Genomic DNA, 22,151 nt, shown 5'->3' with positions numbered 1-22,151 from the left:
CCGGGAACGTCAGGCGGGGCCGCCGCCGAACTCGCGCTCCAGAGAGGCGATCTGGTTGGAGCCGAGACCACGGACCCGGCGGCTCTCGGAGATGCCGAGCCGCTCCATGATCTGCTTGGCGCGGACCTTGCCCACGCCAGGCAGGGACTCCAGGAGGGCGGAGACCTTCATCTTCCCGATGACGTCGTTCTCCTGGCCCTGCTTGATGACCTCGTGGAGGGAGGCGCCGGAGTGCTTGAGTCGATTCTTGACCTCGGCCCGCTCCCGGCGAGCCGCGGCGGCCTTTTCGAGCGCGGCTGCGCGCTGTTCAGGGGTAAGGGGCGGAAGAGCCACGCCTACGTCACCTCGGATGTCGAACTGTCGGATACGGACCGGTGAGGAACGCAAGTGCCCCACACCTGGCGAGCGACGTGCAGCGCAGTACGCCTGCCCTGCACGTTCCCTCTTCGACGGAGACTAGCGGCCAAGGCCGCTCCAGTCAGCGAGAACAGACGAAAAGTCCTGGTCAGCATCGATCGACTGGGACATTTCAGGCAAAACGACCAGGATTCGCGTGAAGAAACTGTCAAGGAACCCTCCGGTCGGGCTCCGGCGCCGTTCCGCGACCGCTCCGCGGCGGCCCGGACGACACGCCGCCGACGGTCCCCGCTGGTCGGCGGGGTCACGCAGCGCAGACACACCGTGCGCCGAGAGCTATCGGACGACCCACCGGCCGGTGGGTCGTCCACGTCGGTGAGTCGTCCGGTGTGAGCGACGACACCGGGCGGCGCGGCGGAAGCCGGCCGGGCGGCCCGCTAGACGGAGGCGACCGCCGCGCGCACCTCGTCGGCGAAGCGCTCCGCCGCCGCGCGCAGCCCCGCCGTGTCCGGCCCGTGCCTGAGGACCCCGCGGCTCACGCTCGGCACCACGTTCCGTACCGCCGCGCCGAAGACCCCGGGAAGGTCGGCCGGTGTGGCGCCCTGGGCGCCGATGCCCGGGGCGAGCAGCGGGCCGTTGATGTCGAGGTTCGCGCCGGTGTCGCCGAGCGTCGCACCGACGACCGCGCCGACCGAGCCCAGGGGCGCGGCACCGGCGTTCTCCGCGGCCATGTGGTCGAGCATCACCTGGGCCAGCGACGCACCGCCGGCCGCCGTGGAGCGCTGCACCTCGGCGCCCTCCGGGTTGGAGGTGAGGGCCAGCACGAAGACCCCGCATCCGCTCAGCACGGCCTGGTCCAGCGCGGGCCTCAGGGAGCCGAAACCGAGGTACGGGGAGACGGTGACCGCGTCGGAGAAGAGCGGTGAGTCCTTGTGCAGGTACGTCTCCGCGTAGGCGCCCATGGTCGAGCCGATGTCGCCCCGCTTGGCGTCCATCAGCACCAGCGCGCCCGCCGCACGCGCCTCGGCCACGGCCTTCTCCAGGACGGCGATGCCCCGCGAACCGAAGCGCTCGAAGAACGCGGACTGCGGCTTGAGCACGGCGACCCGGTCGGCCAGGGCCTCCACAGTGGTGCGGGTGAACCGCTCCAGTCCGGCGATGTCGTCGTTCAGTCCCCAGGCGGTGAGCAGCGACGCGTGCGGGTCGATGCCGACGCAGAGCGGGCCACGGGTGTCCATGGCGTGCCGCAGCCGGGCTCCGAAGGTCTCCTCGAGGGTCATGCGGTGGCCTTTCGCGTCTCGGCGCCGACGGCCTCGGCGAGGGTGGCGTACGGGCTCGCGGCGAGGCGCGCGGCGAGCCCCTTGTGGATGGCGCGGGCGTAGCAGGGGCCCTCGTAGACGAAGGCGCTGTAACCCTGGACGAGGGTGGCCCCGGCGAGGATGCGCTGCCAGGCGTCCTCCGCGTTCTCGATGCCGCCGACACCGACGAGGGTGATGCGGTCGCCGACGCGTGCGTACAGCCGGCGCAGCACCTCCAGCGAGCGCTCCTTGACCGGCGCTCCCGACAGGCCGCCGGTCTCCGCGACGAGCGAGGGGTCCGAGCGCAGGCCGAGACCCTCGCGGGCGATGGTGGTGTTGGTGGCGATGATGCCGTCCAGGCCCAGCTCCAGGGCGAGATCGGCGACGGCGTCGACGTCCTCGTCCGCCAGGTCGGGCGCGATCTTGACGAGCAGCGGCACCCGGCGGCCGGTGACCGTGCGGTCGGCGGCCTCGCGTACGGCGCGCAGGAGCGGGCGCAGCGACTCGGTGGCCTGAAGGTTGCGCAGGCCGGGCGTGTTGGGCGAGGAGACGTTGACGACGAGGTAGTCGGCGTGTGCGGCGAGGCGCTCGGTCGAGGTGACGTAGTCGCCGACCGCTTCCTCCTCCGGGACGACCTTGGTCTTGCCGATGTTGACGCCGACGACCGTACGGAAGATCTCCCGGCGGGCCGCGAGGCGGGCGGCGACGGCGGCGGAACCCTCGTTGTTGAAGCCCATGCGGTTGATCAGGGCGCGGTCCGCCACCAGCCGGAAGAGGCGCTTCTTGGGGTTGCCGGGCTGCGGCTGCGCGGTGACGGTGCCGATCTCGACGTGGTCGAAGCCGAGCATCGACATGCCGTCGATCGCGACGGCGTTCTTGTCGAAGCCGGCCGCGAGCCCGAAGGGGCCGTGCATCCGCAGTCCGAGGGCCTCGGTGCGCAGTTCCCTGTGGCGGGGCGCGAGCGCCGCGGCGACGAAGGTGCGCAGCACGGGGACACGGGCCGCGAGCCGGATCCAGCGGAAGGCGAGGTGGTGCGCCTGCTCCGGGTCCATCCGCTTGAAGACCAGGTTGAAGAAGAACTTGTACATGCGAAGTGGTGTCCTCATGAGGAGGGGGACACCGTTTCCGGTGTCCCCCTCGTCGTTGCTAGTCGCGGGCCGTGGTCAGGTGTTCCGCGTGTTCCTGCAGTGAACGGACGCTCACGTCACCGCGGCCCAGCGCGTCGATGCCCTGGACGGCGGCGGCGAGCGCCTGGACCGTGGTCAGGCACGGGACTCCGCGTGCGACGGCCGCCGTGCGGATCTCGTAGCCGTCGAGACGGCCGCCGGTGCCGTAGGGCGTGTTGACGATGAGGTCGACCTCGCCGGCGTGGATCAGCTGGACGATGGTCTTCTCGCCGTTCGGGCCCTCGCCGTCGGACTGCTTGCGCACGACGGTGGCGTTGAGGCCGTTGCGCTTGAGGACCTCGGCGGTGCCGGAGGTGGCCAGCAGCTCGAAGCCGTGGGCGACCAGCTCGCGGGCCGGGAAGATCATCGAGCGCTTGTCGCGGTTGGCGACGGAGACGAACGCGCGGCCCTTGGTGGGCAGCGGGCCGTACGCGCCGGCCTGCGACTTGGCGTACGCGGTGCCGAAGACCGAGTCGATGCCCATGACCTCGCCGGTGGAGCGCATCTCCGGGCCGAGGACGGTGTCGACGCCGCGACCGTGCACGTCGCGGAAGCGCGACCACGGCATGACGGCCTCCTTGACGGAGATCGGCGCGTCGAGCGGCAGGGTGCCGCCGTCGCCGTTCTTCGGCAGCAGGCCCTCCTCGCGCAGCTCGGCGACGGTGGCGCCCAGCGAGATGCGGGCGGCGGCCTTCGCCAGCGGCACCGCGGTCGCCTTCGAGGTGAAGGGGACGGTGCGGGAGGCCCGCGGGTTCGCCTCGAGGACGTAGAGGATGTCACCGGCCATGGCGAACTGGATGTTGATCAGTCCGCGGACGCCGACGCCCTTCGCGATGGCCTCCGTGGAGACGCGCAGCCGCTTGATGTCGTGGCCGCCGAGGGTGATCGGGGGCAGGGCGCAGGCCGAGTCGCCGGAGTGGATGCCGGCCTCCTCGATGTGCTCCATGACGCCGCCGAGGTAGAGCTCGTGGCCGTCGTAGAGCGCGTCGACGTCGATCTCGATGGCGTCGTCGAGGAAGCGGTCGACGAGGACCGGGCGGGTCGGGGAGATCTCGGTGGACTCGGCGATGTACGCCTCGAGGCGCGTCTCGTCGTAGACGATCTCCATGCCCCGGCCGCCGAGCACGTACGACGGGCGGACCAGGACCGGGTAGCCGATCTCGTCGGCGATGGCCTTGGCGCCGGCGAAGGTGGTGGCGGTGCCGTGCTTGGGCGCGGGCAGCCCGGCCTCTGCCAGGACCTGCCCGAAGGCGCCGCGGTCCTCCGCGGCGTGGATCGCCTCCGGCGGGGTGCCGACGACGGGGACGCCGTTGTCCTTGAGTGCCTGGGCGAGGCCGAGCGGGGTCTGGCCGCCGAGCTGGACCACGACTCCGGCGATCGGTCCGGCCAGCGACTCGGCGTGCACGATCTCCAGCACGTCCTCGAGCGTCAGCGGCTCGAAGTACAGGCGGTCGGAGGTGTCGTAGTCGGTGGAGACGGTCTCCGGGTTGCAGTTGACCATCACGGTCTCGTACCCGGCGTCGTGCAGCGCGAAGGAGGCGTGGACGCAGGAGTAGTCGAACTCGATGCCCTGGCCGATGCGGTTCGGACCCGAGCCGAGGATGATCACCGCGGGCTTGGAGCGGGGCGCGACCTCGGATTCCTCGTCGTAGGACGAGTAGAAGTACGGGGTACGGGCGGCGAACTCGGCGGCGCAGGTGTCGACCGTCTTGTAGACGGGGCGGACGCCGAGCGCGTGGCGGACCTCGCGGACGACGTCCTCGCGCAGGCCGCGGATCTCGGCGATCTGGGCGTCGGAGAAGCCGTGGCGCTTGGCGTCGGCGAGCAGCTCGGGGTAGAGCTTGTCGGCGGCCGCCAGCTCGTCGGCGTGCTCCTTGATCAGGAACATCTGGTCCACGAACCAGGGGTCGATCCTGGTGGCCTCGAAGACCTCCTCGGGGGTGGCGCCCGCCCGGATGGCCTGCATGACCGTGTTGATCCGGCCGTCGGTGGGCCGGACCGCTTCGCGCAGCAGCTCGTCCTTGTCGCCCGGCTCGCCGGTGAAGGCGAACTGGCTGCCCTTCTTCTCCAGGGAGCGCAGGGCCTTCTGCAGCGCCTCGGTGAAGTTGCGGCCGATGGCCATGGCCTCGCCGACCGACTTCATGGTGGTGGTGAGGGTGGCGTCGGCGGACGGGAACTTCTCGAAGGCGAACCGGGGGGCCTTCACGACGACGTAGTCGAGGGTCGGCTCGAACGACGCCGGGGTCTTCTCGGTGATGTCGTTCGGGATCTCGTCCAGGGTGTAGCCGACTGCCAGCTTCGCGGCGATCTTGGCGATCGGGAAGCCGGTGGCCTTGGAGGCCAGCGCCGAGGACCGCGACACGCGCGGGTTCATCTCGATGACGATGATCCGGCCGTCGTCGGGGTCGACCGCGAACTGGATGTTGCAGCCACCGGTGTCGACGCCGACCTCGCGGATGATCGCGATGCCGATGTCGCGCAGCCGCTGGTACTCGCGGTCGGTCAGCGTCATCGCCGGGGCGACGGTGATCGAGTCGCCGGTGTGCACGCCCATCGGGTCGAAGTTCTCGATGGAGCAGACGACCACCACGTTGTCGTGCTTGTCGCGCATCAGCTCCAGCTCGTACTCCTTCCAGCCGAGGATGGACTCCTCCAGGAGCACCTCGGTGGTCGGGGAGAGCGTGAGGCCCTGGCCGGCGATGCGGCGCAGCTCGTCCTCGTCGTGGGCGAAGCCGGAACCGGCGCCGCCCATGGTGAAGGAGGGACGCACGACGACCGGGTAGCCGCCGAGGGTGTCGACGCCCGCGAGGACGTCGTCCATGGAGTGGCAGATGACCGAGCGGGCGGACTCGCCGTGACCGATCTTCTCCCGGACGGCCTCGACCACGCCCTTGAACAGGTCGCGGTCCTCGCCCTTGTTGATGGCCTCGACGTTGGCACCGATCAGCTCGACGCCGTACTTCTCCAGCACACCCTGCTCGTGCATGGAGATGGCGGTGTTGAGCGCGGTCTGGCCGCCGAGGGTGGGCAGGAGCGCGTCGGGGCGCTCCTTGGCGATGATCTTCTCGACGAACTCCGGGGTGATCGGCTCGACGTACGTGGCGTCGGCGATCTCCGGGTCGGTCATGATCGTGGCCGGGTTGGAGTTGACCAGGATGACGCGCAGGCCCTCGGCCTTGAGGACGCGGCAGGCCTGGGTGCCGGAGTAGTCGAACTCGGCGGCCTGGCCGATGACGATCGGGCCGGAGCCGATGACCAGGACGGACTGGATATCGGTGCGCTTAGGCACGCTCGGCCTCCATCTGGGCGGTGCTCATCAAAGACGTGAAGCGGTCGAAGAGGTACGCGGCGTCGTGCGGACCCGCGGCCGCCTCGGGGTGGTACTGGACGCTGAAGGCCGGCTGGTCGAGCAGCTGGAGGCCCTCCACCACGTTGTCGTTGAGGCAGACGTGGGAGACCTCGGCGCGGCCGTAGGGGGTGTCGGACACCTTGTCGAGGGGGGCCTCGACGGCGAATCCGTGGTTGTGCGCGGTGACCTCGACCTTGCCGGTCGTGCGGTCCTGCACCGGCTGGTTGATGCCGCGGTGGCCGTACTTCAGCTTGTACGTGCCGAAGCCGAGGGCACGGCCGAGCAGCTGGTTGCCGAAGCAGATGCCGAACAGCGGCGTCTTCCGCTCCAGGACCTGCCGGATGACGGTGAGGTCGGCCGTGGCCGGGTCGCCGGGGCCGTTGGAGAGGAAGACGCCGTCGGGGTTGACGGCGTACACCTCGTCCACGGTGGCGGTGGCGGGCAGGACGTGGACCTCTATGCCGCGCTCCGCCATCCGGTGCGGGGTCATGCCCTTGATGCCGAGGTCGAGGGCGGCGACGGTGAACTTCTTGCTCCCGATCGCCGGGACGACGTACGCCTCGGCGGTGGCGACCTCCGCGGAGAGGTCGGCGCCCTTCATCTCGGGTGCCTGCTGGACTCGGGCGAGCAGCGTGGCGTCGTCAGCCAACGCGTCGCCGGAGAAGATGCCGACGCGCATCGCGCCGCGCTCACGCAGGTGGCGGGTGAGGGCACGGGTGTCGATGCCGCTGATGCCGACGACGCCCTGGGTCTCCAGCTCGTCGTCGAGGGTGCGGCGGGAGCGCCAGTTCGAGGGAATCCGGGCGGGGTCGCGGACGACGTAGCCGGCGACCCAGATCTTCTTCGACTCGTCGTCCTCGTCGTTGACGCCGGTGTTGCCGACGTGCGGCGCGGTCATCACGACCACCTGGCGGTGGTACGAGGGGTCGGTGAGGGTCTCCTGGTAGCCGGTCATGCCGGTGTTGAACACCGCCTCGCCGAAGGTCTCCCCCACGGCCCCGTAGGCACGGCCGCGGAAGATGCGGCCGTCCTCCAGGACGAGTACGGCGGGAGCTTTGGCGGCTCCCCGGGTGGAGATCGTCATCGTGCGGTGCCTTCCGTCGTCTTGGTCATGTCGTTCAGGGTGTCGGCCCAGGTGCTCTGCTCGGCCGCGTGGTCGAAGCGGAAGCCGGAGTCGATGAGTTTGTCGCCGTGCGCCCAGGTGACGATCAGCAGACCGCCCTCGGCGAGGACCTTGCCCGCGATGCCCTTGTCGAGCCGGGCCTCGCGCAGCGCCGCCGCCGGTACGAAGAAGTCCTGCGCACCGGGTCGTACGACGTCGAGTCCCGCGTCGGTGAGCGTGAGCTCCACCCGGCTGCGGGTGCCGAGTCCGTGGGCGACGATCCGGTCGAGCCACTGCCCGGCGGTGGTGGAGCCGTGGTAGCGGCCGGTCGTGTTCAGTCTCGTCTCGCCGGGCTCCGCCGGCGCGGTGGGCAGCTCGGGCAGGTCCGACTGGAGGGATCCGCGCCACTTCCAGCCCTGTCGCATCAGCCAGTAGACGAAGGCGATGAAGAGCAGGAGTCCCACGACCCAGCCGATACGGGCGGCCCAGTCGGTCACCTCCGCCGACTTGGGTTCCGCGGCCACGGCGGCCTCGGCGGCCAGATTCATCAGTGCAGGTGTCACGCCAGCTTCCCGTCCACGAGCGTCGCCCGGCCCCGCAGGAAGGTGTGGGTGACGCGTCCCGGCAGCTCGCGGCCCTCGTAGGGGGTGTTGCGGCTACGGGAGGCGAAGCCCGCGGGGTCCACCTCACCACGGTATGCCGGATCGACCAGGGTGAGGTTCGCGGGCTCACCAGCCGAGACGGGCCGGCCGTGGCCCTTGGCCTGTCCGATCTGCGCGGGCTTGACGGACATCCGGTCGGCGACGCCGGCCCAGTCGAGCAGTCCCGTCTCGACCATCGTCTGCTGGACGACGGAGAGCGCGGTCTCCAGGCCGACCATGCCCATGGCGGCCGCGGCCCACTCGCAGTCCTTGTCCTCGTGCGGGTGCGGGGCGTGGTCGGTGGCGACGATGTCGATCGTGCCGTCGGCGAGCGCCTCGCGCAGTGCCATCACGTCGCGCTCGGTGCGCAGCGGCGGGTTGACCTTGTAGACCGGGTTGTAGGAGCGCACCAGCTCGTCGGTGAGCAGCAGGTGGTGCGGGGTGACCTCGGCGGTGACGTCGATGCCGCGGGACTTGGCCCAGCGGACGATCTCGACGGAGCCTGCGGTCGAGAGGTGGCAGATGTGGACTCGGGAGCCGACGTGCTCCGCGAGCAGCACGTCGCGGGCGATGATCGACTCCTCCGCGACGGCGGGCCAGCCGCCGAGACCGAGCTCGGCGGAGACGATGCCCTCGTTCATCTGGGCGCCCTCGGTGAGGCGCGGCTCCTGGGCGTGCTGGGCGACGACGCCGCCGAAGGCCTTCACGTACTCCAGGGCCCGGCGCATCATCACCGCGTCGTCGACGCACTTGCCGTCGTCGGAGAAGACGGTGACACCGGCCGCGGACTCGTGCATGGCGCCGAGTTCGGCGAGCTTCTTGCCCTCGAGGCCGACGGTGACGGCGCCGATGGGCTGCACGTCGCAGTAGCCGGACTCCTTGCCCAGTCGGTAGACCTGCTCGACGACACCGGCGGTGTCGGCGACGGGGAAGGTGTTGGCCATGGCGAACACGGCGGTGTAGCCGCCGCTCGCGGCGGCGCGGGTGCCGGTGAGGACGGTCTCGGAGTCCTCACGGCCGGGCTCGCGGAGGTGGGTGTGCAGGTCGACGAGGCCGGGCAGGAGGATCTGCCCCTCGGCCTCGATCACCTGTGCGCCCTCGGCGGACAGGCCGGTGCCGACCTGCGCGATCGTGGCGCCGTCGATCAGGACGTCCTGGGCTTCGCCGCCGAGTACCTTCGCACCGCGGACAATGATCTTGCTCATGGTCTTACTTCTCCTCGGTACGGCTGGTGGTGGTGGGTGCGTCGGACACATTCGGTGAAGCGAACACAGCGCCGCCGAGCAGCAGGTAGAGCACGGCCATGCGGATCGAGACGCCGTTGGCGACCTGCTCGATCACCGTGCAGCGGTCGGAGTCGGCGACCTCGGCGGTGATCTCCATGCCGCGGACCATCGGGCCGGGGTGCATCACGATCGCGTGCTCGGGCATCCGTGCCATGCGCTCGCCGTCCAGGCCGTAGCGCCGCGAGTACTCGCGCTCGGTGGGGAAGAACGCGGCGTTCATCCGCTCGCGCTGGACCCGGAGCATCATCACGGCGTCGGACTTGGTGAGCGTGGAGTCCAGGTCGTACGAGACCTCGCAGGGCCAGGTCTCCACGCCGACCGGCACCAGGGTGGGCGGGGCTACGAGGGTGACCTCGGCGCCGAGGGTGTGCAGCAGGTCGACGTTGGAGCGGGCGACCCGGCTGTGCAGCACGTCGCCGACGATCGTGATGCGCCGGCCGGCCAGGTCCTTGCCGATCCCGGCGTCCCTGCCGACGAGGCGGCGGCGCATGGTGAAGGCGTCCAGCAGGGCCTGGGTGGGGTGCTGGTGGGTGCCGTCGCCCGCGTTGATGACGGGGGCGTCGATCCAGCCGGAGTTGGCGAGACGGTAGGGGGCGCCGGAGGCTCCGTGCCGGATGACGACGGCGTCGACGCCCATCGCCTCCAGGGTCTGCGCGGTGTCCTTCAGGGACTCGCCCTTGGAGACGCTGGAGCCCTTGGCGGCGAAGTTGATGACGTCAGCGGAGAGGCGCTTCTCCGCGGCCTCGAACGAGATCCGGGTGCGGGTGGAGTCCTCGAAGAAGAGGTTGCAGACGGTACGGCCGCGCAGGGCCGGAAGTTTCTTGATCGGCCGGTCGGCGACCCGGGCCATCTCCTCGGCGGTGTCGAGGATGAGGACGGCTTCGTCGCGGGTGAGGTCGGCGGCCGAGATGAGGTGGCGCATCATCTGGGTGTTTTCTCCAGGTCTGTGGAGGTTTTCGAGGCATGCGGGCGCGCGGCAGGGCACGCCGTACGCAGGGGTGGGCGTACGGGTGCTACCGCTCGCCGACCGGGGCGGTCTCTCTCAGACCGAGCAGCACGGTGTCGCGACCGTCCTCCTCGGCGAGCTGGACCTTGACCGTCTCGCGCAGCGACGTGGGGAGGTTCTTGCCGACGTAGTCGGCCCGGATGGGCAGCTCGCGGTGTCCGCGGTCGACGAGGACGGCGAGCTGCACGGCACGGGGCCGGCCGAGGTCGCCGAGGGCGTCGAGCGCGGCGCGGATGGTGCGACCGGAGAAGAGCACGTCGTCGACGAGGACGACGAGACGGCCGTCGATGCCGTCACCGGGGATCTCGGTGCGGGCCAGCGCACGCGCGGGCTTCATCCGCAGATCGTCCCGGTACATCGTGATGTCGAGGGAGCCGACCGGTACCGTCCGGCCGGTGATGCCCTGAAGCTTTTCGGCCAGCCGACGGGCGAGGTACACACCGCGGGTCGGGATGCCGAGGAGAACCACGTCGTCGGCGCCCTTGGCACGCTCGACGATCTCGTGGGCGATGCGGGTCAGTACCCGCGCGATGTCGGGGCCCTCGAGAACGGGCCTGGCGGCATCGGAACTGCTCGAAGCGTCCATAAGAAACGGACCTCCTTCTCCGCCTCACGGGACGGACCTTAAAGGACGTCGGAATTGCGCCGTCCACGTTACCAGGGCTTGATGGGAGTACTGATCCGGGTCCTCGGCGTTGGCCGAAACCGGTCCGGACCATTCGGCTTGACTCATCCAAGTCACGCTGCGTAACCTCACAGTGAGTTACCAGTCGCGCGGCGGAGCCGCACGTTGTCACAGCGTCCGGGGAGCTATATGTCCAGCGAATACGCAAAGCAGCTCGGGGCCAAGCTCCGCGCCATCCGCACCCAGCAGGGGCTTTCCCTCCATGGCGTGGAAGAGAAGTCCCAGGGGCGCTGGAAGGCCGTCGTCGTCGGCTCCTACGAGCGCGGCGACCGTGCCGTGACCGTGCAGCGCCTCGCCGAGCTGGCGGACTTCTACGGCGTCCCGGTCCAGGAGCTGCTTCCGGGCACCACGCCGGGAGGTGCCGCGGAGCCGCCGCCGAAGCTCGTCCTCGACCTGGAGCGCCTGGCCCACGTCCCGCAGGAGAAGGCCGGCCCCCTGCAGCGGTACGCGGCCACGATCCAGTCGCAGCGCGGCGACTACAACGGCAAGGTGCTGTCGATCCGCCAGGACGACCTGCGCACCCTGGCCGTGATCTACGACCAGTCGCCGTCGGTCCTGACCGAGCAGCTGATCAGCTGGGGCGTTCTGGACGCGGACGCCCGTCGTGCGGTCGCGCACGAGGAGAGCTGACACCCGCGCAGAAGCGCGCTGAAAAAACGTCACGTCGCAGAGGGCGGGGCCGGTCCTGACCGGCCCCGCCCTCTGACGTGTCACCAGCCGCCGCGTCGCCGCGCGCAGCGCGGCCGGGGCACGCCGGGGACCCGGACGGCCGTACGGGACCGCTCCGCTCCAGGGGCGCCTCTGCCTCCGGCTCGCGGCTCGGCGGGTCGGTGGCTCGGCGGGTCGGTGGCTCAGCGGGTCGGTGGCTCGGCGGGTCGCGGCTCGGCGGCTCGGCACGGGCGCCGTGAGGGAGTCCGCCCCGGTCCGGGCGGCTGCGGCACGGACGCAGAAACGGCACCGGGCCCGGTCCGGAAGACGGGACGTCTTCCGGACCGGGCCCGGGAAACCGATGGCGCCGTGCGCTCAGTCTCGGCGCAGGCTCGGCTTGAGGTCCTTGAAACGGCCCAGCAGGCCGTTCACGAACGCCGGCGAGTCGTCGGTGGAGAACTCCTTGGCGAGCTGCACCGCCTCGTCGATCACCACCGCGTCCGGGGTCTCGTCCTTCCAGACCAGCTCGTAGGCACCGAGCCGGAGGATGTTCCGGTCGACGACCGGCATACGGTCGAGCGTCCAGCCGACGGCGTACGTGGCGATGAGCTCGTCGATACGGGCCGCGTGCTCCGCGTACCCCTCGACGAGGTCCATCGTGTACTCGGCGACCGGCGGCTGCCGCTCGTCGGTACGGGCATGCCGGACCCAGTCCGCGAGAACGCTCTGCACGGACACACCGCGCTGGTCGGCCTCGAAGAGGATCTGGAAGGCGCGCTTGCGCGCCTTGTTACGGGCAGCCACGGTTAGCTGTTCACCCGGCCGAGGTAGTCGCCGGAACGCGTGTCGACCTTGATCTTCTCACCGGTGGTGATGAAGAGCGGGACCTGGATCTCGTACCCGGTCTCCAGGGTGGCGGGCTTGGAACCACCGGTGGAGCGGTCGCCCTGCACGCCGGGGTCGGTGTGCTGGATCGTGAGCTCGACGGCGGCCGGCAGCTCGACGTAGAGCACCTCGCCCTCGTGCTGCGCGACGCTGGCGGTGAAGCCCTCGATCAGGAAGTTCGCGGTGTCACCGACCTGCTTGCGGTCGATCATCAGCTGGTCGTACGTCTGCATGTCCATGAAGACGAAGTACTCGCCGTCCATGTACGAGAACTGCATGTCGCGGCGGTCGACGGTGGCCGTCTCGACCTTCACGCCGGCGTTGAAGGTCTTGTCGACGACCTTGCCGGAGAGCACGTTCTTGAGCTTGGTGCGCACGAAGGCAGGGCCCTTGCCGGGCTTGACGTGCTGGAACTCGACGACGGACCAGAGCTGGCCTCCGTCGAGCTTGAGCACCATGCCGTTCTTGAGGTCGTTCGTGGAAGCCACGGTTGCGGAATCTCCTGGACTGACGCTGGATGGACGACCAAAGCTTTCACACCGCAGCTCGGCTACAGCGCGAGCAGCTCCTTGGTCGTGATGGTGAGTAGCTCGGGTCCGCCGTCCGCCTCCTGGCGCACGACGAGAGTGTCATCGATCCGGACCCCGCCCCGGCCCGGGAGGTGGACCCCCGGTTCGACGGTGACCGGCACACAAGCGTCCAGTTTACCCATGGCCGCAGGGGCGAGCTGCGGGTCCTCGTCGATTTCGAGCCCGACACCGTGCCCGGTGCGCGCCGCGAGCGCCTCCCCGTGTCCCGCCGCGTCCAGGATCTGCCGGGCCGCATGATCCACGTCGCGGTACTCGGTCCCGGGCACCAGAGCCTCCCGCCCGGCCCGCTGAGCGGCGAATACGAGGTCGTAGAGCTCGATCTGCCAGTCGGCCGGGGACGTGCCGATCACAAAGGTCCGGCCGATCTCGCAGCGGTATCCGCGGTAGTTCGCGCCGAGGCACACGGAAAGGAAATCACCCTCCTCGACCCGCCGGTCACCCGGACGATGGGCGCTGCGGCCCGAGTTGGGACCGGTGGCGACGGAGGTCGCGAAGGCGGGGCCGTCGGCGCCGTGGTCGACGAGCCGGCGCTCGAGCTCGAGCGCTAGATGCCGCTCCGTACGGCCCACCAGGATGGACTCGAGCAGCTCGCCGAGGGCCTGGTCGGTGATCTCCGCCGCGATGCGCAGACAGGCGATCTCGTCCTCGTCCTTGACGATCCGCTGCTGCTCCACCGCGGGACCGAGATCCGCGAGGCGCAGCCTGGGGGCGACGGAGCCGAGCGCCCGGTGGCGGGTGACCGTCAGATGGTGCTCCTCGACGGCCAGCGAGTCGACGCCGTCCGTACGGGCCAGCTCGGCGGCCGCGACCGCGGCGTCGCCGGAGGACGTCGGCAGCACGGTGAGCCGCAGTCCGTCGTCCGGCCGGCCGTCGGCGGGGTCGACGCTCGGATTACGGGGGCAGAGCAGCACGTCGTCACGCGGCCCCAGGAGCAGTACGGCGCCGGGCGGGGCGCCTCCCGCGAGATAGCGGACGTTGGCGGGCCGGGAGATCAGGGCCGCCGCGCTGCCGGTCGCGGCGGATCTGTCCCGCAGCCGGCCACGGCGGACCGCATACACCTCAGACATTCTCCGAGCGTACGAGCGTGGCGGGCCGGGGGCCCGGTGACGCGGCCGAGCGGGGGTTCGCTGCGCGGGCGTGTTCCCTACCCTCGACTTCCCAGTGCACCGATGTGCGGCTCCGCGGCGTGGCGGGCCCCGCCCGGACCCGGTACCGCGGTCCGCGCGGTGTTTTCGGGGGCGCTGCCCCCGGACCCCCGCGCCTCAAACGCCGGCGAGGCTGGAGTTGCCCCCGCCGCTCGGGGCGATTTCGCGGAGCGGAATCAGCCCGGGCTGTGGCACCACCCACGGCTGCCAGGCCGTAGGGGGCGTTGAGGCCACCACGCGGAGCGCGGTACACCGCCCGCCAGGGCGGCCCAGGTCCGGGCGGAACCCGCCCGCCAGGGCGGCAGCGGGTCCGGGCGGAGCCCGGACGCGGCAGAGCCGCACATCAGTACAGCGGGATGGGACGGGAAGGGGGACAGGCGGCGACCGCCACCGCGCCTGGCCCGGCTACCAGCTCGGAGGGCTCGCGATCGCCCGCGCCAGCACGTCGTCCAGGACGCGTGCCGTCGTCTCCACGTCGTACTTCGAGTTGTCGATGATCGGCAGACCCGACCCGTACCACCCGGCCATTCGGCCGTGTATGCCGGCGACCTCCTCGTCGGACAGGCGCCGGTTCCCGCTGCGCTCCGCGTTTCGTTCGAGGACGATCTCGAGGCCGGGCAGGAGCACCACCGGCAGCAGGCCGGGGCCGACATGCCGCTTCCAGCCGCCGAGGCCGACGACGGGGCGGTCCGGGAAGACGGCGTCGTCGAGGATGCAGGAGATCCCGTTCGCCAGGAAGTTGCGGGCGGCGAAGCCGCAGGTGCGGCGGGCGAGGCGGTACTGGGCCTCGGAGTTGTCGTTCCAGCCCGACTGCGGGTCGGCGAAGCCGGAGCACACCCATTCGCGGACGTCGTCGAGGCTGATGTGCGCGGTGGGCACCCGGCGGTTGTTGGCCCAGTGCCTCGCCACCGTCGTCTTGCCGGCGCCCGCCGGGCCGATGAGCAGCACGGCCAGCATGGCCGCGCCGGTGCCGCTGTCCGCCGGAGGCGGGGCGGGTACGGGGACCGGTCCCCCGGGCGGGAGCTGGATGTGCCCCGTCGTCTCACGGGAGGGATGCGACGCCGGCGGCCCGGTCCAACCGGCACCGGGCGGCGCAGCGAGCGGCGGCGGCGGTGGCGGCCCTGTCGGGGCACCGGGGGCCGCCGGAGGGGGCGGGGGCCCCGCGGGGGCCGCGGGCGGTGGTGGTGGCCCCACGGGCAGTCCCGGGCCGGGGCCCGGGTGCTGTGCGCTGTGTATCCATCCGGCCGGTCCCTGCCCCGGTCCGTGGGGCGGCGGCAGCGGAGCCCCCACTGCGTGCTGCATCCGGTGCCACTCCGTCTCGTGCGACTGACGCTTGATCAGGCGGCCGGTGGCCGCCGCGCTACCGAACGGTACCTTCCCGGTGCGGCACGCACGGGCGGTCGGCCCCGGCCGCCGTAGCGACAACGGCCGGGAACGGCTCGAAGTGCCCCGTCCGGACGCCGGGACGGTTGCGGCCGCCTGCGGGCGCCCCGCGGGGCACCGCCGCGTGTCAGTCGCCGAGTTCCTCCGCCAGCGCGCGCAGCGCGAGCCGGTAGGACCCGATGCCGAAGCCGGCCACCGTGCCGCTGGCGACCGCGGCCACCACCGATGTGTGGCGGAAGGCCTCACGGGTGTACGGGTTGGAGATGTGCACCTCGATGAGCGGCGCGGTGCGCTGGGCCGCGGCGTCGCGCATGCCGTACGAGTAGTGCGTGAACGCACCGGGGTTGAGAACGACCGGAATCGAACCGTCCGCCGCCTCGTGGAGCCAGCGGATCATCTCGCCCTCGTCGTTCGTCTCCCGCACGTCCACGTCGAAGCCGAGCTCCTTGCCCAGGGCCCGGCAGGTGTCCACCAGACCGGCGTAGGAGGTCGCGCCGTAGACGTCCGGCTCGCGGGAGCCGAGGCGGCCGAGGTTCGGGCCGTTGAGCACGAACACCCGGCGGGTCACGCGGAGACCTCCCCGTATGCGGCGAGGAGGACCGCCGGGTCGGGGCCCTCGAGCACGGTCGGCTTGCCGAGGCCGTCGAGGACGATGAAGCGCAGCAGATTGCCGCGGGACTTCTTGTCGACCTTCATGGTCTCGAGCAGCTTGGGCCACTGGTCGCCGCGGTAGGTCAGCGGCAGTCCGACGGACTCGAGGACCGCGCGGTGCCGGTCGGCCGTCGCGTCGTCCAGCCGCCCCGCGAGGCGGCCGAGTTCGGCGGCGAAGACCATGCCGACGGAGACCGCGGCGCCGTGCCGCCACTTGTAGCGCTCGTTCTTCTCGATGGCGTGCGCGAGGGTGTGCCCGTAGTTCAGGATCTCGCGGAGGCCGGCCTCCTTGAGGTCGCTGGAGACGACATCGGCCTTGACCTGGATGGAGCGCACGATCAGCTCCGCCGTGTGCGGGCCCGCCGGTGTGCGGGCGCCCTGCGGGTCCGACTCGACGAGGTCGAGGATGACCGGGTCGGCGATGAAGCCGGCCTTGATGATCTCCGCCATGCCGCTGACGTAGTCGTTGACCGGCAGCGAGTCCAGCGCGGCCAGGTCGCACAGCACACCGGCCGGCGGGTGGAACGCGCCGACGAGGTTCTTGCCCTCCGCGGTGTTGACGCCGGTCTTGCCGCCGACGGCCGCGTCGACCATGCCGAGCACCGTCGTCGGGACGGCGATCCAGCGCACGCCGCGCAGCCAGCCGGCCGCGACGAAGCCCGCGAGGTCGGTCGTGGCGCCGCCGCCGACACCGACGATGACGTCGCTGCGGGTGAAGCCGGTCTGTCCGAGCGCCTTCCAGCAGTAGGCCGCGACCTCGATGGTCTTGGCCTCCTCCGCGTTCGGCACCTGGATCGCCACGGCCTCGTACCCCTGGTCCGCGAGGTCCGCGCGCAGGGCCTCACCGGTCTCGGCGAGCGCCTCCGGGTGGATCACGCCGACCCGCTGGACCCGGTCCCCGATCAGGCCGGGCAACTCGCCCAGCAACTGCCGGCCGACCAGCACCTCGTACGGGTCCGAACCGGCCGTACCGCCGACCTGGATACGGGTCACTGCCTGGTCAGTCATACGTCCTTCAGCTCCAGTGCGTCGAGGACCGCCTGCGCGACCTCTTCGGGGGTGCGGTCGTCGGTGGCCACGACGACGCGGGCCACTTCGGTGTAGAGGTGGCGGCGGGCGTCCATCAGCTCTCGCCACTGACGGCGCGGGTTGACGGCGAGCAGCGGCCTGGCCGCGCCCAGGCCGACGCGCTTCACGGCCTCCTCCACGTCCATCGAGAGATAGGCGACGCGGAGGCCCGCCAGCAGCTCGCGCGTCCCGTCGTCGAGGATCGCGCCGCCTCCGAGGGCGAGCACGCCCGGGTGCTCGGCGACGGCCGTCCGCACCGCCGCACGCTCGAGGGCGCGGAAGTGCTCCTCGCCGTCCTCGACGAAGACGTCGGAGATCTCACGGCCCTCCGCGGCGACGATGTCGGCGTCGGTGTCCCGGAAGGCCACGCCCAGTCGCTCGGCGAGCAGCTCGCCGACGGTGGACTTGCCCGAGCCCATCGGCCCCACCAGGACGATCAGTGGCCCGCTCACCGGATGTGGAGGTTCTCGAGGTACGAGCTGACGTTGCGGCGGGTCTCGGTGACGCTGTCGCCGCCGAACTTCTCGGCGACGGCGTCGGCGAGGACCAGGGCCACCATCGCCTCGGCCACGATGCCCGCGGCGGGCACGGCGCACACGTCGGAGCGCTGGTGGTGCGCGGCCGCCGGTTCGCCCGTCTCCACGTCGATGGTCCTCAGGGCCCGCGGCACGGTCGCGATCGGCTTCATCGCGGCGCGCACGCGCAGCAGTTCGCCGGTGGACATGCCGCCCTCGGTGCCACCGGAACGGCCGGACGTGCGGCGGATTCCCTCTTCCGTGGGCACGATCTCGTCGTGCGCCTTGGAGCCGGGGACCCGCGCCAGGTCGAACCCGTCGCCGACCTCCACGCCCTTGATGGCCTGGATGCCCATGAGCGCGGCGGCGAGCCGGGCGTCGAGCCTGCGGTCCCAGTGGACGTGCGAGCCGAGGCCGACCGGCACGTCGTACGCGAGGACCTCGACCACGCCGCCGAGGGTGTCGCCGTCCTTGTGGGCCTGGTCGATCTCGGCGACCATCGCCTTGCTCGCGTCGGCGTCGAGGCAGCGCACGGGGTCGGCGTCCAGCCGCTCCTCGTCGGCGGGCACGGGGACCACACCGTACGGGGCCTTCGCCGCGGCCAGCTCCACCACGTGGGAGACGATCTCGATACCCGTCGTCTCCTTCAGGTACGAGCGGGCCACCGCGCCCAGCGCGACCCGCGCCGCCGTCTCGCGGGCGCTCGCGCGCTCCAGGACGGGCCGGGCTTCGTCGAGCGCGTACTTCTGCATGCCGGCGAGGTCGGCGTGACCGGGCCGGGGACGGGTCAGCGGCGCGTTACGGGCCAGCTGGGCCAGCTCGTCCGGGTCGACGGGATCGGCCGCCATGACCTTCTCCCACTTCGGCCACTCGGTGTTGCCGACCATGACCGCCACCGGCGAGCCCATGGTCAGACCGTGCCGTACGCCGCCGAGGAAGGTGACCTCGTCGCGCTCGAACTTCATCCGCGCGCCGCGCCCATAGCCGAGACGCCGCCGGGCGAGATGGTCCGCCACCATGTCGGTGGTGATGGGCACACCGGCGGGAAGACCCTCCAGCGTCGCCACCAGTGCGGGTCCGTGCGACTCGCCCGCGGTCAGCCAACGCAACCTGCTCAACGGTGCTCCTCATGCTCGCGCCTCGAACTGCGACGGCGCGACCGGGTGCGCGGCCCTGGCCCGCCTGCCTCGATCCTCCCACGACCGGGGCGGCCGTTTGGTCGCCGGTCCAGCAGGCGGACGGACGGCGGACGGCCCGGGGGTGTCCCTCAGTCGCCGTCCCGGCGCTGCTGAGGGGCGTACGCGCCGAGGAAGTCCGCTCCGCTCGAGCCGTGCGCGGCGGGCTGCTGGACTGCGGACTGCTGGGCTGCGGGGTGCTGCGCGGCCGGGGCGTACGGGCCGAGGTGGTCGGCTCCGCGTCCCTGACCGCCCTGCGGCGGGAGGACGGGCTGCGGCGCCCTGGCGGCACGCCGTCGGGCGATCTTCCCCCGGATCGACTGCACCCAGCCGAAAAGGATGACGGCCAGGAGCAGGCACAGGAGCGGGATCTCCAGCCAGTCGGGCAGGAACTGGATCAGTCCCTCGAAGACGTTCTTGAGGATCGACGCCTGCGGCTGGCCTGTTTCCATGACCGTTCTCCCCCGGTGCTGTGACGGAATCAGGGAAGATCCTAGCGAGTGCCGAGTGCGCTTTCGCCCGCGAGCCGCATGGCCCGCAGCGGAGCGGGGGAACGGCCCGTCATCTGCTCGACCTGGAAGGTGGCCTGGTGCACCAGGAGGTCGAGTCCGCCCACGACGGTGCCGGACTTCCGCGACCACGCCTCGGCGAGGGCGGTCGGCCAGGGGTCGTACAGCACGTCGAAGAGCGTGCCGGGAGTTGCGGGCACCTCGGACGCGAGGGCGTCCGTCGTACCGGCGGGCGTCGTGGCGATCACCAGCGGGGCGCGCAGCGCGCGGGCCGCGTCGGACCAGTCGGCGGTGCGCACCTCGACTCCGAGGCGCTCGCCCCAGCCGCGCATCTCGGCGGCCCGCGCCTCGCTGCGCACATAGGCGGTGACGGGGCCGGTGCAGACACGGGCGAGGGCGGCGAGCGCAGAGGACGCGGTGGCGCCGGCGCCGAGGATCGCGGCGGAGTCCACCTTCTCGACGCCGCGCTCCCGCAGCGCGGCAATCATGCCGGGAATGTCGGTGTTGTCGCCGAGACGACGGCCGTCCTCGGTGAACACCACCGTGTTGACGGCCTCGACGGAGGCCGCCGTGTCGCTGATCCCGTCGAGCAGCGGGATGATCGCCCGCTTCAGCGGCATGGTCAGCGACAGTCCGGCCCAGGACGCGTCCAGCCCGGCGACGAACCCCGGCAGCGCGGCCTCGTCGACCTCGAACCGGTCGTAGGACCAGTCGGTGAGGCCGAGCGCGGCGTACGCGGCGCGGTGCAGCACCGGGGAGAGGGAGTGCGCGATGGGCGATCCGAGGACCGCCGCGCGGTGACGGGACGACGACATCAGTTGCCCCGCGAGTCGTTGAACTTGTCCACCAGCTTCTGGTGCTCGGCATACGTCTTCGCGAACTCGGTCTTCTTCATCCCGTCAGTCGCCACGAAGTACAGCCAGCCGTCGTCCGTCGGGTTGAGGGCGGCGGACAGCGCCTCGTTGCCAGGGTTGCTGATGGGTCCCGGCGTCAGGCCTCTGTGGAAGTACGTGTTGTAGGGATCGTCGCTGCTGTTGATCTCCTCCTCGGAGATGTCGATCTCGCTCTGACCTCTGAGGTAGTTGAACGCGGAGTCGAACTGGAGCTTCTGGTTGGTCTCGGTGTTGGCGGGGTCGAGACGGTTGTAGATGACTTCGGACATCTTGCGGAAGTCGTCGTGCGTCTTGCCCTCGACCTGCACCAGGCTGGCGAGGGTGAGCAGCTCCCAGGGGCTCTCGAGCCCGAGGCCCTTCGCCTTCGACTCGAGACCGGCCTTCTCGTACTCCGCGTTGGCGCGGGCGACCATCTTCTTGAGGATCGCCTCCGGCTTGTCGCCCTTGGAGACGGGATAGGCAGCGGGGAAGAGGAACCCTTCGAGGGGGTCCTTGACGTCCTCGTGGTTCTTCGCCCACTCGGGCAGGCCGAGGCTGTCCGCCTGCTTGCCCGCGGTCTCCTTCGTCGTGCCGACCTTGAGCTTCAGTCTCTTGTCGATCAGTTCGTAGATCGTGGCGTTGCGCGTGCCCTCGGGGATTGTCAGGTTGTTGCGGCTGGCCGGGTCGAGCATCGCCTTGACCGCGCTCTCGGCCGACTGCTCCTTCTTCAGGACGTAGACGCCCTCCTGAATCAGCTTGCCCTTCGGATTCTTGGCCTGGGCGGAGACGAACGCGTCGACGCTCTTGACGACGCCGTTCCTCTTGAGGACGGCTCCGATCTCGTAGCCGCCCGCGCCCTTGGGGATCGTCACCTCGACGGTGGTGGCGATGCCGGTGCCCTCGAAGTCCTCGGGCTCGCCGAACTGGCCCTTGACGAACTCGTACCCGTAGTAGCCGATGGCGCCGACGCCGCCGACGAGGACCGCGGCGACCACGAGGCAGGCGAGACCGTTGCGGCCGCCCTTCTTCTTGGTCCTGTCCTTGCCGCGGCGGTCACGGCCACCGCCACCCCCGCGGGGAGCACGCCCGTCGTCGTCACCGTCGTCACCGTCGTCGCCGTCGCCGTCGCCGTCGCGGTCGCGGTCGTCGCCGTCGCCGTCGCCGTCGCGGTCGCGGTCGTCGTCGTCACGACCGTCGTCGCCGGTGAAGAAGGGGTGGGTCTCCTCCTGCTGGGCCTCCGCGTCCCAGTCGGTGACGGGCTCCGGCTCGGGCTCGGCACGCCGACGGTTCGGCGGCTGCGGCGGCGGGTACGCCTCCGGCGTGCCGTAGTAGTCGGCCTCCTGCTGGGTGGCGTAGCCGCCCTGCTGGCCGCCGTACGGCATCGCGGCCTGCCGACCCGTCTCCCAGCCGCTGTCGTACTGGTCCTGCTGCTGGTGCTGCGGGTTCTGATAGTGCTGACCGGTCTGCTGATAGGAGTCCTGGTACGACTCCTGGTACGGGCCCTGACCCGTGCCGTACTGGTCCTGCGAGTACTGGCCCTGCGGGTACTGGCCCTGCCCGTACTGATCCTGCTGGTACTGCTGCTGCGGCGCCTGCTGGTACTGCTGCTGGTGCTGGTGCTGCGACTGGGCACCGTACTGGCCGTCGTAGGGATCGTGACCGGCCGCGGGCTGCTGTCCTCCCCACCCCTGGTCCCCGTACAACGGGTCCTCGGGGTGCCACGGTTCGGAGCCGGGGCCCCGGCCATACTCAGTCATCGATCCCCTAGGGCCGCGAGACGGCGCGGAACGATCCGCCTCTTTTCTGTGCGGCGGCTGTTC

General features: G+C 71.1%; 21 protein-coding genes. 1 reads left to right on the top strand and 20 read right to left on the bottom strand.

Annotated elements, in window-relative coordinates; translation table 11 throughout:
- Window positions 1–9: 9 nt before the first annotated feature.
- From ACFYV1_RS24190 to pyrR, 9 genes are all read right to left on the bottom strand, one after another.
- Window positions 10–333: an integration host factor gene (locus tag ACFYV1_RS24190; protein WP_003956414.1), complete on the bottom strand. Its 324-nt coding sequence runs from the start codon at window positions 331–333 to the stop codon at window positions 10–12.
- 461 nt (window positions 334–794) lie between these two features.
- Entirely contained in the window at window positions 795–1,637 is an 843-nt protein-coding gene (gene pyrF, locus ACFYV1_RS24185) for an orotidine-5'-phosphate decarboxylase (RefSeq protein ID WP_389397614.1), read from the bottom strand.
- Entirely contained in the window at window positions 1,634–2,743 is a 1,110-nt protein-coding gene (locus ACFYV1_RS24180) for a quinone-dependent dihydroorotate dehydrogenase (RefSeq protein WP_389397613.1), read from the bottom strand. Before ACFYV1_RS24180 ends, pyrF begins: the two co-directional genes overlap by 4 nt.
- A 58-nt stretch (window positions 2,744–2,801) precedes the next feature.
- Window positions 2,802–6,110 (bottom strand): carbamoyl-phosphate synthase large subunit, encoded by a 3,309-nt coding sequence (carB, locus tag ACFYV1_RS24175; RefSeq protein WP_389397612.1) that lies wholly within the window; start codon window positions 6,108–6,110, stop codon window positions 2,802–2,804.
- Complete coding sequence (gene carA / locus ACFYV1_RS24170; RefSeq protein WP_389397611.1) at window positions 6,103–7,254, bottom strand: glutamine-hydrolyzing carbamoyl-phosphate synthase small subunit; 1,152 nt, start codon at window positions 7,252–7,254, stop codon at window positions 6,103–6,105. Before carA ends, carB begins: the two co-directional genes overlap by 8 nt.
- Window positions 7,251–7,820 carry a hypothetical protein gene (locus ACFYV1_RS24165; RefSeq protein ID WP_389397717.1) on the bottom strand — a complete coding sequence of 190 codons (570 nt, stop codon included), beginning with the start codon at window positions 7,818–7,820 and terminating at the stop codon, window positions 7,251–7,253. The genes carA and ACFYV1_RS24165 overlap by 4 nt, the downstream gene beginning before the upstream one ends.
- An 11-nt stretch (window positions 7,821–7,831) precedes the next feature.
- Complete coding sequence (locus tag ACFYV1_RS24160) at window positions 7,832–9,118, bottom strand: dihydroorotase (RefSeq protein ID WP_389397610.1); 1,287 nt, start codon at window positions 9,116–9,118, stop codon at window positions 7,832–7,834.
- Window positions 9,119–9,122: 4 nt separating this feature from the next.
- On the bottom strand, window positions 9,123–10,124 hold the full coding sequence (locus ACFYV1_RS24155) for an aspartate carbamoyltransferase catalytic subunit (protein ID WP_389397609.1): 1,002 nt from the start codon (window positions 10,122–10,124) through the stop codon (window positions 9,123–9,125).
- Window positions 10,125–10,212: 88 nt separating this feature from the next.
- Window positions 10,213–10,791: a bifunctional pyr operon transcriptional regulator/uracil phosphoribosyltransferase PyrR gene (gene pyrR, locus ACFYV1_RS24150; protein WP_389397608.1), complete on the bottom strand. Its 579-nt coding sequence runs from the start codon at window positions 10,789–10,791 to the stop codon at window positions 10,213–10,215.
- A 228-nt stretch (window positions 10,792–11,019) separates the two neighbouring features.
- Between pyrR and bldD the strand changes: the two genes are divergently transcribed.
- Entirely contained in the window at window positions 11,020–11,520 is a 501-nt protein-coding gene (bldD, locus tag ACFYV1_RS24145) for a transcriptional regulator BldD (RefSeq protein ID WP_005319862.1), read from the top strand.
- A gap of 393 nt (window positions 11,521–11,913) precedes the next feature.
- Here bldD and nusB read toward each other — a convergent pair whose 3' ends face one another.
- The 11 genes from nusB to mltG form a co-directional block, all read right to left on the bottom strand.
- Entirely contained in the window at window positions 11,914–12,342 is a 429-nt protein-coding gene (nusB, locus tag ACFYV1_RS24140; protein WP_389397607.1) for a transcription antitermination factor NusB, read from the bottom strand.
- Window positions 12,343–12,344: 2 nt separating this feature from the next.
- Complete coding sequence (efp, locus tag ACFYV1_RS24135; protein WP_366698241.1) at window positions 12,345–12,911, bottom strand: elongation factor P; 567 nt, start codon at window positions 12,909–12,911, stop codon at window positions 12,345–12,347.
- A 62-nt stretch (window positions 12,912–12,973) separates the two neighbouring features.
- Window positions 12,974–14,080, bottom strand: a complete 1,107-nt coding sequence (locus ACFYV1_RS24130) for an aminopeptidase P family protein (protein ID WP_389397606.1) — start codon at window positions 14,078–14,080, stop codon at window positions 12,974–12,976.
- 483 nt (window positions 14,081–14,563) lie between these two features.
- Window positions 14,564–15,460: a Pro-rich N-terminal domain-containing protein gene (locus tag ACFYV1_RS24125; protein ID WP_389397605.1), complete on the bottom strand. Its 897-nt coding sequence runs from the start codon at window positions 15,458–15,460 to the stop codon at window positions 14,564–14,566.
- Between the two features lie 208 nt (window positions 15,461–15,668).
- Window positions 15,669–16,109 (bottom strand): type II 3-dehydroquinate dehydratase, encoded by a 441-nt coding sequence (locus tag ACFYV1_RS24120; RefSeq protein WP_389397604.1) that lies wholly within the window; start codon window positions 16,107–16,109, stop codon window positions 15,669–15,671.
- Entirely contained in the window at window positions 16,106–17,200 is a 1,095-nt protein-coding gene (gene aroB, locus ACFYV1_RS24115) for a 3-dehydroquinate synthase (protein ID WP_389397603.1), read from the bottom strand. Before aroB ends, ACFYV1_RS24120 begins: the two co-directional genes overlap by 4 nt.
- Entirely contained in the window at window positions 17,197–17,679 is a 483-nt protein-coding gene (locus ACFYV1_RS24110; protein WP_389397716.1) for a shikimate kinase, read from the bottom strand. Before ACFYV1_RS24110 ends, aroB begins: the two co-directional genes overlap by 4 nt.
- Window positions 17,680–17,708: 29 nt before the next feature.
- Complete coding sequence (gene aroC, locus ACFYV1_RS24105) at window positions 17,709–18,893, bottom strand: chorismate synthase (protein ID WP_389397602.1); 1,185 nt, start codon at window positions 18,891–18,893, stop codon at window positions 17,709–17,711.
- Between the two features lie 149 nt (window positions 18,894–19,042).
- Entirely contained in the window at window positions 19,043–19,402 is a 360-nt protein-coding gene (locus ACFYV1_RS24100) for a hypothetical protein (protein ID WP_389397601.1), read from the bottom strand.
- Window positions 19,403–19,443: 41 nt separating this feature from the next.
- Window positions 19,444–20,274: a shikimate dehydrogenase gene (locus ACFYV1_RS24095; RefSeq protein ID WP_389397600.1), complete on the bottom strand. Its 831-nt coding sequence runs from the start codon at window positions 20,272–20,274 to the stop codon at window positions 19,444–19,446.
- Window positions 20,274–22,088, bottom strand: coding sequence for an endolytic transglycosylase MltG (gene mltG / locus ACFYV1_RS24090; RefSeq protein WP_389397599.1), 1,815 nt, complete (start codon window positions 22,086–22,088; stop codon window positions 20,274–20,276). Before mltG ends, ACFYV1_RS24095 begins: the two co-directional genes overlap by 1 nt.
- Window positions 22,089–22,151: the final 63 nt, after the last annotated feature.

This window comes from Streptomyces sp. NPDC003023, from assembly GCF_042888225.1.
In the GTDB taxonomy this organism is placed as follows: Bacteria; Actinomycetota; Actinomycetes; order Streptomycetales; family Streptomycetaceae; genus Streptomyces.
Note: the sequence above shows the minus strand (reverse complement) of the source record. Positions and strands in the feature narration are given on the sequence as shown.